This window comes from Phytohabitans kaempferiae, from assembly GCF_042433955.1.
Lineage (GTDB): Bacteria > Actinomycetota > Actinomycetes > Mycobacteriales > Micromonosporaceae > Phytohabitans > Phytohabitans kaempferiae.
In genome coordinates, this window is sequence record NZ_JBHLUH010000020.1 from 1 (window position 1) to 13119 (window position 13119).

The 13119-nt window shown below is 73.8% G+C and carries 15 protein-coding genes and 1 pseudogene; 10 read left to right on the forward strand and 6 right to left on the reverse strand.

From position 1 onward, the window contains the following. Positions 1–126 precede the first annotated feature (126 nt). From ACFFIA_RS13485 to ACFFIA_RS13510, 6 genes are all read left to right on the forward strand, one after another. Positions 127–1149 (forward strand): ABC transporter permease, encoded by a 1023-nt coding sequence (locus ACFFIA_RS13485; RefSeq protein ID WP_377250546.1) that lies wholly within the window; start codon positions 127–129, stop codon positions 1147–1149. Between the two features lie 92 nt (positions 1150–1241). Beyond that, positions 1242–2249: an ABC transporter substrate-binding protein gene (locus ACFFIA_RS13490; RefSeq protein WP_377250548.1), complete on the forward strand. Its 1008-nt coding sequence runs from the start codon at positions 1242–1244 to the stop codon at positions 2247–2249. A gap of 26 nt (positions 2250–2275) precedes the next feature. Continuing rightward, positions 2276–3121, forward strand: coding sequence for a class I fructose-bisphosphate aldolase (locus ACFFIA_RS13495; protein WP_377250550.1), 846 nt, complete (start codon positions 2276–2278; stop codon positions 3119–3121). 12 nt (positions 3122–3133) lie between these two features. Continuing rightward, positions 3134–4027 carry a carbohydrate kinase family protein gene (locus ACFFIA_RS13500; protein ID WP_377250552.1) on the forward strand — a complete coding sequence of 298 codons (894 nt, stop codon included), beginning with the start codon at positions 3134–3136 and terminating at the stop codon, positions 4025–4027. Next, positions 4024–4944 carry a 1-phosphofructokinase family hexose kinase gene (locus ACFFIA_RS13505; protein ID WP_377250554.1) on the forward strand — a complete coding sequence of 307 codons (921 nt, stop codon included), beginning with the start codon at positions 4024–4026 and terminating at the stop codon, positions 4942–4944. The genes ACFFIA_RS13500 and ACFFIA_RS13505 overlap by 4 nt, the downstream gene beginning before the upstream one ends. 65 nt (positions 4945–5009) lie before the next feature. After that, positions 5010–5798 (forward strand): DUF4184 family protein, encoded by a 789-nt coding sequence (locus tag ACFFIA_RS13510; protein ID WP_377250556.1) that lies wholly within the window; start codon positions 5010–5012, stop codon positions 5796–5798. A gap of 519 nt (positions 5799–6317) precedes the next feature. Here the strand turns inward: ACFFIA_RS13510 and ACFFIA_RS13515 are convergent. Next, entirely contained in the window at positions 6318–7754 is a 1437-nt protein-coding gene (locus tag ACFFIA_RS13515) for a cellulase family glycosylhydrolase (protein ID WP_377250558.1), read from the reverse strand. A 181-nt stretch (positions 7755–7935) separates the two neighbouring features. On the opposite strand from ACFFIA_RS13515, the gene bla reads away from it, so the two are divergent. After that, positions 7936–8646 (forward strand): class A beta-lactamase, encoded by a 711-nt coding sequence (gene bla, locus ACFFIA_RS13520; RefSeq protein ID WP_377250560.1) that lies wholly within the window; start codon positions 7936–7938, stop codon positions 8644–8646. A gap of 55 nt (positions 8647–8701) precedes the next feature. Here the strand turns inward: bla and ligD are convergent, their stop codons facing one another. Next, positions 8702–9676 carry a non-homologous end-joining DNA ligase gene (gene ligD, locus ACFFIA_RS13525; protein WP_377250562.1) on the reverse strand — a complete coding sequence of 325 codons (975 nt, stop codon included), beginning with the start codon at positions 9674–9676 and terminating at the stop codon, positions 8702–8704. Positions 9677–9735: 59 nt separating this feature from the next. Then, positions 9736–9963, reverse strand: coding sequence for a TM2 domain-containing protein (locus tag ACFFIA_RS13530; RefSeq protein WP_377250564.1), 228 nt, complete (start codon positions 9961–9963; stop codon positions 9736–9738). Between the two features lie 91 nt (positions 9964–10054). Between ACFFIA_RS13530 and ACFFIA_RS13535 the strand changes: the two genes are divergently transcribed. Next, positions 10055–10426 carry an MmcQ/YjbR family DNA-binding protein gene (locus ACFFIA_RS13535; protein ID WP_377250566.1) on the forward strand — a complete coding sequence of 124 codons (372 nt, stop codon included), beginning with the start codon at positions 10055–10057 and terminating at the stop codon, positions 10424–10426. A 214-nt stretch (positions 10427–10640) separates the two neighbouring features. Here ACFFIA_RS13535 and ACFFIA_RS13540 read toward each other — a convergent pair whose 3' ends face one another. The 3 genes and pseudogenes from ACFFIA_RS13540 to ACFFIA_RS13550 form a co-directional block, all read right to left on the reverse strand. Beyond that, positions 10641–11159 (reverse strand): gamma carbonic anhydrase family protein, encoded by a 519-nt coding sequence (locus ACFFIA_RS13540; RefSeq protein WP_377250756.1) that lies wholly within the window; start codon positions 11157–11159, stop codon positions 10641–10643. After that, a complete protein-coding gene (locus ACFFIA_RS13545) occupies positions 11156–11389 on the reverse strand; it encodes an acyl-CoA dehydrogenase family protein (RefSeq protein WP_377250759.1) in 234 nt (77 codons plus the stop codon). The genes ACFFIA_RS13540 and ACFFIA_RS13545 overlap by 4 nt, the downstream gene beginning before the upstream one ends. Positions 11390–11519: 130 nt before the next feature. After that, a pseudogene (locus tag ACFFIA_RS13550) lies at positions 11520–11666 on the reverse strand (acyl-CoA dehydrogenase family protein); the annotation flags it as partial. 118 nt (positions 11667–11784) lie between these two features. Between ACFFIA_RS13550 and ACFFIA_RS13555 the strand changes: the two are divergent. Then, positions 11785–12378: a TlpA family protein disulfide reductase gene (locus ACFFIA_RS13555; protein WP_377250569.1), complete on the forward strand. Its 594-nt coding sequence runs from the start codon at positions 11785–11787 to the stop codon at positions 12376–12378. Between the two features lie 60 nt (positions 12379–12438). Beyond that, positions 12439–13104 (forward strand): cellulose binding domain-containing protein, encoded by a 666-nt coding sequence (locus ACFFIA_RS13560; RefSeq protein ID WP_377250571.1) that lies wholly within the window; start codon positions 12439–12441, stop codon positions 13102–13104. Positions 13105–13119: the final 15 nt, after the last annotated feature.

Here is a 13119-nt window from a genome sequence, read left to right on the forward strand (position 1 = left end):
TGTCCCGGGCCGCCGGGCCTCGCAGAACTCATGCTGGACCTCAAAGGGCGAGCGAGCGGGGCGATGGCCCGGCGGTCACCGGTGCGCCCAACCCATGACCGGATCGAGCGAAACAAGGGTGCACCAATGAGCCTGCTCACCAAGAACGGCGCGGCGGCGGACACCGGGACGGCACCCAAGGTGCGCCGCCGCCGTGCCCTCCTCGGCTCCGCCACCGACATCACGGCGATCCTGGTCGTGATCGTCGCGCTCTTCGCGATCCTCGACTTCGACGCCTTCTTCACCACGGCCAACCTCACCAACGTGCTGATCGGCGCCTCGCTGCTGATCGTGATGGCGGTCGGCGCGACGTTCGTACTGATCACCGGCGGCGTCGACCTCTCCGTCGGCTCGGTACTCGTCTTCTCCGGGGTCATGGCCGGCGAGGTGATGAAGGCGATGGGCGGGCAGGGCTGGGCCGCCAGCCTGGTCGGCATCGCCGTGAGCCTCGCCTCCGGCGCCGCCTGGGGCCTGGTCAACGGCTTGGTCGTGACGAAGCTGCGCGTACCGCCGCTGATCGCCACACTCGGCTCGTTCGGCGCGGCGCAGGGCCTGGCCCAGGTCATCACCAACGGCAACGACCTCAAGGACATCCCCAACGAGCTCGTCGACACCCTCGGCGTCGGGCGGGTCGCGGGCCTGCCATGGCTGGTCATCGTGGCCCTCGCGGTCGCGCTGGTCGGCGGGCTGGTGCTGGCCCTTACCCGGTACGGGCGCCGCACGTACGCCATCGGCTCCAACGCCGAGGCCGCCCGCCGCGCCGGCATCGGCGTGAACCGGCATCTGATCAGCGTCTACACGCTGGCCGGGCTGCTGGCCGGGCTCGCCGGCATCATGAGCTACGCCCAGTTCGGCTCCACCACGCTCAGCGGCCACGCCACCGACAACCTCGCGGTGATCGCCGCGGTCGTCATCGGCGGCACCAGCCTCTTCGGCGGCATCGGCACGATGTTCGGCACGCTCGTCGGCACGATGATCCCCGCCGTGCTCGCCAACGGCCTGGTGATCGTCGGCCTCAACTCCTTCTGGCGCGACTTCGCCGTCGGCGTCGTGCTCGTCGCCGCCGTCTACCTCGACCAACTGCGAAGGCGGGCCAGAACCGCCCGCTGACGCCGCGCTCCACCGACCGCGCCAGCTCCCGGGCATCGAGCGAGAGCGGGCCGCGCAGACCCCATGAAAAGCACGACCGAGAGGACCTCACGATGCGCCACATAGGCAAACGCCACGCGTTCGGGGCCGCCGCGGCGGCGGCGCTGCTTGCCCTGACCACGACCGCCTGCGGTGACGACGGCGACAGCGGCGGCAGCGGTGCCGCCGGCGACAGCTTCGAGATCGCGTTCATCCCCGGCGTCGCCAACGACGCGTACTACGGCTCGGTCGCCTGCGGCATCCAGGCGGTCGCCGCCCGCTCCGGCTCCACCGTGGACGTGCAGGCGCCGAAGTCGTTCAGCCCGACCGACCAGATCCCGATCCTGCAGGCGGTCATCGCCAAGAAGCCGGACGTCATCATCATCGCGCCGACCGACAGCAAGGCCCTCTACGCGCCGCTGCGCCAGGCCACCAGCCAGGGCATCAAGGTGGTGCTCGTGGACACGACGCTGGAGGACCCGTCGCTGGCCGAGTCGGAGGTCACCTCCGACAACGTCGAGGCCGGCAAGGTCGCCGCCGAGAAGCTCGTCGAGCTGCTGGGCGGCAGGACCGGCTCGGTGCTCACCGTCAACCTCTCCGCCGGCGTCACCACCACCGACGACCGGGAGAAGGGCTTCGCCGAGGGGATCGAGGCCGCCTCCGGCCTCAAGTACCTCGGGCAGCAGTTCTCCAACAACAGCGTGCAGACCGCCTCGTCGATCGTCTCCGCGACGCTCGCCGCGAACTCCGACCTGACCGGCATCTTCTCCACCGCCGCCTTCAACACCGAGGGCGCCGTCGCCGCGCTCAAGTCGGCCAACGCGACCAGCCGCGTGACGATCGTCGGCTTCAACGCCAACCCGCCCGGCGTCCAGCAGATCGAGGACGGCACGGTCGCCGCGCAGGTGGTGCTCAAGCCGTACGACGAGGGCGTGGCCGCGGCCGAGCAGGCGGTCAACGCGCTCACCGGCGAGCCGGTGACCAAGCAGATCTCCACCGGCGCGCTGGTCGCGACGAAGGACAACCTGCAGACCCCTGAGGTGCAGAAGTACCTCTACAGCTTCGACTGCCCGGCGGCCTGACCGCCGCGCTTCCCGGAAGGCAGGACATGGACTCCCGTACCGGTAAGAAGATCCGGCTCGGCCGGCTGCTCGACCCGCGTACCGGCAAGGCGGTCGTGGTGGCGGCCTCGCACGGCGTGATGAGCGGGCCGCCGGCGGGGCTGGCCACGCGCGCGGAGATCGGCGCGGTGTTCGGCCAGCTCGGCGCCGCGGACGGGGTGATGGTCAGCCCGGGGATGCTGCCGCTGGTCGAAGACTTCTTCGTCGGCCGTGGCCGCCCCGCGCTGGTCCTCCACCTCGACTGGAAGAACCACGGCCGCAAGCTCTACACGCCCGGCGCGGACGGCCGCGGCGAGGGCGTGCTGGCCCAGCTCGCCTCGCTGGAGGAGGTGGCCGCCGCGGGCGTAGACGCGGTCATGACGTACCTCTACATCGGACAGCGCGACACCGCGCTGGAGCGGGCCGAGATCGAGCGCAACGCGCGGATCGTGCGGGACGCCGCCCGGGTCGGCGTCGCGGTGATCATCGAGCCCCGCTCGGCGCTGGAGCACGAGGGCGGCGCCGCCCTCAGCACCGAAGTGCTCAGCCTGTACTGCAGGATCTCCGCGGACATCGGCGCCGATCTGGTTAAGGTCGTCTGGAACGGCTCGGTGGAGGCGTTCAGCCCGGTCGCGCAGACCTGCTTCGCCCCGATCCTGGTGGCCGGCGGCCCGGGCGGTGACGACCCGGCCAGCACGCTCCGGCTCGCGGCCGACTCGATCGCCGCCGGCGCCGCGGGCGTCATGTTCGGCCGGCGGGTCTTCCGCGCCGAAGACCCGGCCGAGGTGCTCGCCGGCCTGCGCGCCGTCACCCACGACGGCGTGTCGGCCGAGCGTGCCCTCGCCAGGAGCTGAGAGGGGCACCGGATGTTGCTGATCGTGGGCGAGGCGATCGTCGTGTACCAGCGCGACCTCGGCCCGGGCGGGTCGGTGCCGGACCCGCCGTACGCCGGGCCGTGGCCCAGCGGCGCACCGGCGATCACCGCGTACGTCGCCGCCCGGCTCGGCGTGCCCACGTCCTTCGTCGGCGGCGTCGGCCGCGACCCGCACGGGCAGGTGATGCGGGACGGGCTCGGTGCCGGCGGCGTCGACCTCGGCCACCTGGTCGAGGTCGCGGAGGCGCCGACCGCCACCGCCCACATCACGTACCGGGGCGAGGGCCACCGCGAGTTCGAGTTCGCCGTCGCCGGTACGGCCGCGACCCGGGTCACCGAGGCCGACCTGGGCGACCTGCCCGAGCGGGCCACCTGGCTGCACCTGTCCGGCTCGGCGCTCCTCTTCGGGCCGCCGCTGGCGCGGACCGCCCTCGCCGCGCTCGACCGGGCCCGCCGCGCCGGCGCGCGCGTCTCCGTGGACCCCAACGTGCGCGCCGAGTCGATGTCCCCGCAGGCCGCTCGGGCGCTGCTCGGCGTACTCCCCCTCGCCCACGTGCTGCTGCCCAGCGAGGGCGAGCTGGAGGCGCTCGGCGCGGACGTCGACGCCCTGCTCGCGGCCGGCGCCACGATCTGCACCACGCACGGGCCGGGCGGCACGCTGGTGCGGGACGGCACCGGCACCGCCACCGTCCCGGCCGTCGAGGTCGAGGCGGTCGACACCGACGGCGCCGGCGACTCGTTCGCCGCCGGCTTCATCGCCGCCTCGCTGGCCGGTGCCGACCCCCGGGCCGCCGCCCGCGCCGGCGCCGCGGTGGCCGCGCAGGCGATCCAGGTACCCGGGCCGATGAGCGTCCGGCCCAGCCTGACCCTGCCCGCGCCCCGATGACGCTGCTCTGCGTCAGCCTGGCGCCCTCGCTCGACCGGTACGCCTGGCTGCCCGCCCTGCGGGTCGGGGGCATCAACCGGCCGCGCGAGGTGCTGTCCCGGGCCGGCGGCAAGGGGCTCAACGTGGCCCGCGCCGCCACCGGGCTCGGCGTACCGGCCCGCGCGGTCGCGCTCGTCGGCGGCCCCACCGGCGACGCCCTGCGCGCGCACGCCGCCGGGCTCGACGTGTCCTGGGTGGACAGTGGCGTGGAGACCCGCCAGTGCCAGTGCCTGCTCGACGAGGGCAGCGGCGTCCTGACCCAGGTGTACGAGCCGGTCCGCCCGGTGCCCGCCGAGCGCTGGCCGGCCATCCGCGCGGCCGTGGCGCGGGAGATCGACGGGCTCGGCGCCGGCGCGGTGGTGGCCCTCTCCGGGCGCGTACCGCCAGGGCTGCCCGCCACCGCGCTCGCCGAGCTGGTCGACCACGCCGCCGCCCGCGGCCTGCCGGTGCTGGTCGACGCGGACGGCCCGGCGCTGGTCGCCGCGCTTGCCGCCCGCCCCGACCTGGTCAAGGTGAACGAGCACGAGGCGGCCGACGCGACCGGCACCACCGCCGGTGACTGGGCCGCCGCGGCTGCCCTCCAGGCGCTCGGCGCCCGCGCCGTCGTGGTCACCGCCGGGTCGGACGGCGCCCGCTACCTCGGCCCCGACGGCCAGCGCGTCGCGGTCACCCATCCGCCGCTGCCCGGCGCCCTCCCGGTCGGCAGCGGGGACGCGTTCCTCGCCGGCCTCGCCGCGGCCCGGCTCGCCGGCTCCGGCGTGCTCGCCGGCCTGCGCCTCGCCGCCGCGGCGGCCCGCGCCAACGCCCGCCACCTGACCGCCGGCGACATCACGCGGGCGGACGTGGACGCCGAACTCGCCGATGTCCACGCCGGCTGAACCCGCCCGCGCCGGGCCGGGTGCAGGTTGGTGGAAACCGGCCAGCGGTCCGGCAGGATGGTCGCGTGCCGTTCACCGGTAGCCACCCCGCCGCCGTGCTCCCCCTGACGCGGTCCGGCCTGTTGCCGTCCGCCCTGGTGATCGGCAGCCTGGTGCCCGACCTGCCCTACTACCTCCCCACGCCGGTACGCGGCGCGACCACGCACACGCTCGCCGCCGCGGTCAGCGTCGACGTGCTGCTCGGCCTCGTGGTGTTCGCGGTGTGGCACGCGCTGCTCGCCCCGTTCGCCATCGCCATCGGCCCGAGGGCGGTGCGCGACCGCCTCCGCCCGCCGGCTCCCCGGCCGTCCGGGCTGGCCCGCCGCGCGGTCTGGCCGCTGCGGCTGCTCGTCTCGCTGGCGGTCGGCGCCGCCACACATGTCGTGTGGGACTCCTTCACGCACCAGGGGCGGTGGGGTCCGGCGCACATCGGCTGGCTCGCGCAGTCGCACGCCGGTCTGCCCGGCTATCGCTGGGCGCAGTACGCCAGCGGCGTCGTCGGCGCGGCCGCGCTCGCGCTCTGGCTGGCCCGCTGGTGGCGCGCCAACCCGCCCACCGCCGCTTCGCGCGGCCGGCGCCCGGTGCGCCGAGCCGTGGCGGTCGCGAGCTGGGCCCTGATCCTCTCGGCCACCGCCGTGGTCGGCCTGCTCGCCGCGCTGCGCCCGCTGGCCGACGCCGACCTGCGCGTCGCGGTGTTCCTGGCGATCACACGCGGCGGCGGAGCCGGGATCGCGGCCGCCCTCCTCTGCGCGGCGACCGTCGCCGTCGTGGCCCGCCGGCCGCCCCGGTCGCCCGGGGCGCTCCCGGGGACATAGCCCCCGCTCTTCCCACAGCCTCACCCCTCGCGTCCACCAGCTCTGCCCTGACCGCCGGCCGCACACCTACCAAGATCCCGACAATTTCCCCGTCTTTGTCGCCTCCCGCTGCGGACGAGGCAGCAAAGTCCCCGATATTGCTGTCACGCGCCGCCGGTCGCACCCCGGCCACGCACGCCGCAGCGCCGATCGCGAGGGGCGGCCGCGGGAGCGATCTGGAGCCAACGCCACTCGGCTGTGACGTGCGCATTCCCCGGGACCGCGCGGAGTGCCTGGAACGGCCGGCTCCCTCGGGCGCGCATGGATTTTCCCTGCTCACATGGGGGTCCAGGATGCGCCCGGCCTCATGATCAACTTAAGCTGGGCGGCATTGCCCCAGGTCCCCCGGCTACCGCAGACGGGCGCCCGCCCGATCGTCCGCGCGCGGAGTGAACCGCGCGCGGACGAGCCTCAGCCGCGACGGGCGGGCGCCCGTCCGGGTCGCCCACGCACGGCCAGGCGCCGCGCGCGGGCGAGTCCTCAGCTGGTCGGGAAGTTGTCGGCGGTCATGATGCGACCGCGGATGAACTGACCGGACGGCTTCAGCACGCCGGTGCCGGTGTAGTTGCCGCGCGCGCACGTGCCGGGCAGCAGTGCCGCGCTGCTCTCCTCGTGGTCGGAGAAGGTCCAGTTCGCGTAGCTGATCTTCAGGGAGTCGAGCAGGTCGAGCCAGGTCGCGCTGCTCGCCTGGTCGAACGGCCCGCTGCCGGTGTAGTCGACCGTGCCGAACTCGGTGACGAAGAGCGGGATCCGGCTCGCCGCCCGGCTCACCGCCGCCCGGTAGTTGTCGCGGTGCGAGGCGGCGTAGAAGTGGAACGCGTACATGACGTTGCTGGCGTTGACCGGGTTGTTGACGACCTCGGTCTCGTTGCCGCCCTCGGAGACGCCCAGCGACGACCAGGCGCGCGTACCGACGATCACGATGCCGTCCGGGTCGTTCGCGCGGATCACCGGGATGACCTGCTCGGCGTAGCTCTTGATGGAGGCCCAGCTCACCCCGTTCGGCTCGTTCGCGATCTCGTAGATGACGTTCTTCTTGTCGGCGTGGCGGGCCGAGACGGCGGCGAAGAAGGTCTTGGCGCGATCGAGGTTGAAGTGCGGGTCGCCCGGCGTGAGGATGTGGAAGTCGATCAGCGCGTACAGGCCGCGGGCGGTCGCCATGTCCACCAGGTTGTTGACCTGGTTGGTGAAGGCGGTCGGGTTGGTCTCGTACCCCTGCTCCTGCACGTACATCGAGATGCGGAAGAGGTCAGCCTTCCAGTCGTTGGCCAGCGCGTCGAGCGAGGCGTTGTTGTAGCAGCTGCCGAACCACTGGATGCCGTGCGTGCTCATGCCCCGCAGCTGGATCGGCCGGTTGTACTGGTTGCACAGGTTGACGCCGCAGACCCGCAGCTGGCCGTTGATCGCGACCGGGGTCGTGCCGGTCGGAGGCGGCGGCGAGGTGGGCGGATTGCTCGTGGGCGGGCTGGTGGTGGGGTTCCCCGTCGGGGTACCGGTCGTCGGCGCGACCGAGCCGGTGCAGGTGGTCCCGTTGAGCGTGAAGCTCGCCGGTACGGGGTTGGCGCCCGACCAGGAGCCGGTGAAGCCGATGCCGGTGGCGGCGTTCGTGCCGAGCGAGCCGTTCCAGCTCTGGCTGGCGGCGGTGACGCGGCTGCCGGACTGGTTCCAGGTGGCGTTCCAGCCCTGGGTGATCCGCTGGCCGGTGTTGGCGAAGTCGAAGGCCAGGGACCAGCCGCTGATCGGGTCGCCCAGGTTGGTGATCCGCACGTCACCCTGGAAGCCGCCGGGCCACTGGCTCGTGATCGTGTAGTCGACCCGGCAGCCGGCCGCGGCGGAGGCGAAGGTCTGCGGCAGCACCGCCACGGCGAGGCCGGCGGCCACCGCGCCGGCCAGGAGTAGTGCGGCAGAACGTCTCATCGGTTTCCTAACGCATCGAAGACAGCGAATGGGAGCGCTCCCATCCTGATGTCGATCGCGCCACTTGTCAAGCCGTGCGACCTGGGCTGGCAGGCTTGGACCGCATCCAGGCCGTACGACGGCCGGGCAACAGCGGCGGCCGGGAGGCCGGCCAGCGACCGCCCCCGGGAGAGGGAGACGCATGACGCGACCGACCACCAGCAGGCGCGCCCTCCTGAGCGTGGCGGCGCTCCACCGGGCGGACGAGCGGTTCGCGTTCTGTTCGACGTTCAAGGCGCTCGCGGCGGCCGCGGTGCTGAGCCGCGACCCCGCGTCACGCCTGGACACCGTGGTCCGCTACGGCGAACGTGACCTGATGCGCAGCTCCCAGATCACGCGCCAGCACGTGGATACCGGCATGACCCTGCGGGCGCTCTGCGACGCCGCGGTCCGGTACAGCGACGGCACCGCGGGCAACCTGCTGCTCCGCGAGATCGGCGGGCCGGGCCGGTTCACCGCGTACGCGCGGGAGCTCGGCGACACGGTGACCCGGATGGACCGCACCGAGCCGGCGCTCGCGGAGGCGAAGCCGGGCGACCCGCGCGACACCACGTCGCCCCGGGCGTTCGGCACCAACTACCGGAAGGTGGTGCTCGGCGACGCGCTGCCGCCGGAGCGGCGCGCCTTCCTCCGCGACCTGCTGGAGCGGAACACCACCGGCGACCGGCGCGTGCGGGCCGGCGTGCCGCGCGGCTGGAAGGTCGCCGACAAGACCGGCACCGGCGGCGCGGTCAGTGTCCGCAACGCGGCGTACAACGGGACGCTGGTCGCCAACGGCACCACGACGTTCGGCTTCGTGGCCTCCGGCAACAGTGCCCTCGCCCCGACCGGCACCACCTGCGCCAGCCCTTGACGGCGCGGGCCGGGGGCGCCCGCAGGCCGGCCGCGCACCTCGATGGCGCCGGCGCTCACCCGGCCACGGGAGCCTTCACCTCGCCCGTGTCGCGGTCCGGTCGAAGGCCGCGCCAGGAGGGGTGGCGCAGGCGGCCCTCGGGGCTGACCGTGCGGTACTCGACCTCGCCGACCAGCCTCGGCTCGACCCAGGAGGCGTCGCGGGCGTCCGGCCGGGGCACCGGCCCGTCGAAGGGCGGGCCGGTGCGGCGCAGCGGGGCCAGCCGCGCGCCGAGGTCGTCCAGCATCCGGTTGGTGAAGCCGGTGCCCACCTTGCCGATGTAGACCAGCCGCCCCGCGGGGTCGTACGCGCCGAGCAGCAGCGCGCCGATGGTGCCCGCGCGGCGGCCGGCGCCCGGCTTCGAGCCGCAGATGACGACCTCGGTGGTGGCGTTGTGCGGGGTCTTGATCCAGAGGCGGGAGCGGACGCCGGGCTGGTACGGCGAGTCCAGCCGCTTGGCGACTACGCCCTCCAGGCCCCGCTCGGCGGCCACGGCCATGAGGTCGGCGCCCCGCCCGTCGGCCCAGTACGGCGGCGTGTCCACCAGGCCGCCGCTCAGCCCCAGCTCGTCGAGCTGGGCGCGCCGCTCCCGGTACGGCTGCCCAACCGTCGACCGCCGGCCCAGGTGCAGCACGTCGAAGACGTACAGGTGGACGGGAACGCGACCGAGCAGCGCGGTGCCCGGCTCACGGACGTGCATCCGCTGCTGGAGGCGGCTGAAGCTCGGCGCCCCGGCGCTGTCCAGGGCGACGATCTCCCCGTCGAGTACAACTGGGCCGGCCGGCAGGCGGTCGGGCAGGCCGCGCAGCTCGGGGTAGCTGGCGGCGATCTCCTTGTCGTTGCGGGAGAGCACGCGCACGTCGCCCGCCTCGACGTAGACGATCGCGCGGACGCCGTCCCACTTGAACTCGTACGACCAGCCGGGACCGGTCGGCAGCTCGCCGAGGGTCGCCAGCATCGGGCGCAGGAGCGGCAGCGACCCGACCTTCATGACGCACACGATCGCACCGAAACCAGCGCGAGAGCGGCGAAACGGACGAAGCGTCGCCCTCAGTCGGTGAGCCGCCCCGCCATGATCTCCCGGTTGGTCCGGCGCACCTCGGACGGGAGTGTGAAGAGGTCGATCAGCACGCCGAACGTCAGGCAGCCGAAGGTCAGCAGGTAGAGGACCGCCCGTCTGTTCACGCCGAGGTAGAAGTAGTGCCCTCCGAAGACGCCGGTGAAGACGCACAGCAGGTACGCCAGGGCGAGTGACTTCGGCGCTGCCGGAGCGGTCACGACATCTCCGATCGGGTCGCGGGCGGAGGGCGGCGTCCGGCCAGGGTACCGGGGCGGGTCACGCGCTGGGGCGGCGGCTAACCTGTGGCACATGGCTGACGCCGACGACGTACGCCGCCTGGCGCTCGCCCTCCCCCACGTGGTGGAGATCGACAGCGACGGCTTCGACTTCCGGGTCGGCGACAAGGGCTTCGTCTGGTCCTACCCCGAGCGGCTGCCCGGTCGGCCGCGCGTGATCCGCACCGACATCGCCGTGCTCTACGTCGGCGACGAGGCCGAGAAGCAGGCGCTGCTGCTCGGCGAGCCCGACCTGTTCTTCACCACGCCGATGTACGACGGGCTGCCCCTGGTCATGCTCCGGCTGGAGCGGGTCGGCGCCGGACGCCTCGCCGAGCTGGTCACCGACGCCTGGCGGATGCGGGCGCCGGCCGGCCTCGCCGCCGACCTCGACGCCGCCGGCTGAGCCCTCGGCGGGGCTCGGTGAGGCCGGGTCCTGGTTGGCCGCGACGAGCACGAAGTCGCTGTCGGCGGTGGGGTACACGTTGCTCGGCGCGACGCCGGGCAGGATCGGGCCGGAGCGGCTACGGGTCACGGACCCCGGCTTCTGCTGTGGGTTCAAGGTGCACCATCCTGTCGTGGAGGCCGTGCGTGTGGCGGCGGAGTTCCTGACCGGAGGGTCAGGCGAGCCGCTTCAGCTCCGTGCGGTAGCGGCGGGCCATCAGCACGTACTGCTCGGCGTTGATCCGGAGGTGGTCGGCGTCCGGCGCCTTGTCCCGCACCGTCGCCGGTACGCCCAGCGCGGTGGTGCGGGGCGGGACGGTGAGGCTGCCGGGGACCAGCGCGCAGGCGCCGACCAGCGCCCCGCCGCCGACGACCGCGCCGGGCAGCACGGTCGCCTGCGAGCCGATGAGCGTCCCGTCCTCGATCGTGCAGCCCTCCAGGTGCGCCAGGTGCCCGATCACGCACCGGTCGCCGATGCGCGTGGCGTGCCGGTGGTTGGCGTGGACGACCGCCCCGTCCTGGATGTTCGTGGCGGCACCGACGACGATCCCGTTCGAGTCGCCGCGCAGCACCGCGCCCGGCCAGACCGAGGAGTCGGGGCCGATGACGACCTGCCCGATCACCACCGCGTCCGGATGGATGTACGCGGACGGGTCGATCCGGGGACGGTGCTCACCGAGCGCGTATATCGTCACAAGCCCAACGCCTTTCCGATGATCGTCTTGAGCACCTCGCTGGTGCCGCCGTAGATCCGAGTGACCCGGGCCTCGGCGTACATGCGGGCGATCGGGTACTCGGTGACGTAACCGTAGCCGCCGTGCAGTTGCCGGCAGCGGTCGACGATCCGGCCCTGCATCTCGGTGCAGAAGAGCTTGGTCCTGGCCGCGTCCACCCCGGTCAGCTCGCCGTCGAGGTGGGCGCGCACGGCCCGGTCGAGCAGCGCCTGCCCCGCCTCCAGCTCGGGCCGCCATCGCGGCCAGCTCGAACTTGGTGTTCTGGTAGTCGGCCTGCCCGCCGCCCCCGTACTCCTCCGGGATCGCGAAGCCCATCACGCCGACCTCGCCGAGCGTGCGGAACAGGTCGCGCGGGACGATGCCGGCGGCCCGCCACTCGTCGTGGTGCGGGACCACCTTTCGCTCGATGACCCGGCGGACCAGCAGCATCCAGAAGGTCTGCCACTCCGACGCCTGGAGCACGCGCATGAGGGCATCCTGGAGGACACGGAGGTCCAGACCCTCCAGTGGTAGCCGGTACACGCCACGCACCGCCCGGACCGACCGCTATACTACGCGCCGTAGTACTTGGCATCGAGGAGGACGGATGGCGGAGCGCGGCGGGGTGCGGCGGCGTGCGGTGCTGACCAGCGTGGGCGTGGCGGCGTGGACGGGCCTGGTGGTGTACGGCACCGGCAAGCTGGACGAGGAGCCGGCACCGCCCCCCGAGCCGGCCACCGGTCCGTACGACCTGGTGTCGTATCCACCGGACCGCCGGCCGCCGGGCCCCTCGCTCACCGGCGAGCTGCTGGACGGGGCGGCCTTCGACCTGAGCGCGCTGGCCGGCCAGGTGGCGGTGGTGAACTTCTGGGCCTCCTGGTGCGCGCCGTGCCGCGCCGAGACCGAGGACCTCGAGGCGGTGCACGCCGCGACCCGGCACCGGCGGGTCGCGTTCCTCGGCGTCAACGTGCGCGACGACGTGGACCAGGCGGTCGCGCTCCAGCGAGGGCGGATGACGTATCCGAGCCTGTTCGACCCGGCCGGGCGGGCCGCGCTCCGCTTCGACCAGGTGCCGCCGAACACCATCCCGGCGACCGTGCTGATGGACCGGCGGGGGCGGGTCGCCGCGCTGTTCCGCCAGCGGGTACGCCGGGCCGAACTGGAGCCGCTCGTGCGGGGCCTGGCCGACGAGCCGGGCTGAGCCGTTTGATCTGATCGGCCGTTCCCCCCGTACCACCGGTCAGCGACGTTGGGGGTGATTATGCGGATCGGAAGCGGAACTCCCCGAGTGCTCCGGCCGGGCACGGTCGAGATGCTGCCGTGGGTCCCCACGGCGGTCGGCGTGACCATCCTGGTCGGGCTGCTGGGCTTCGCGATCGTCAGCCTCCGGCCGGCGGATCCGGTCACGCGCGGCGCGCCGCCACCGCCGGTCTCGCCCCCGTTCCTGGCCGGGCCGGCCGCGCCCGCGACGACCGAGGCCGAGGTGGTCACGCCGGAAGCCTCCGTGGACCCCGCGCCGGCGCCCATCTCGCTGCCGCCCGCCACCTCGCCGCCGGCCCCACCGCGCCGGACGACGGCCGCTCCCCCGCCCGCGCCGCCGCGGGAGATCGCCGGACGGTACCGGGTCGTAGAGTCTTTCAAGGACTCGTTCATCGGCGAGGTACGCGTCACGAACGCCGCGGGGAGCCCTCGTAACTGGAGCGTCGAGCTGCGGTTTCCCTCCGGCGTCGGCGGGCTGCGGACCTTCTGGGTCGACGGCGCCCAGCAGCCGGCGCTGCGCCGGGACGGGAGCCGCTTCACCTTCACCGGCGCGGCGCCCCTCGGGCCCGGCAAGGCGGCCCCGCTGAGGTTCCACTTCGACCGCACCGGCCCGGTCCCCACGCCCACCGTCTGCACGGCGAACGGCGCCACCTGCGCGGGCGTGTAGGCACCAGGCCGGTAC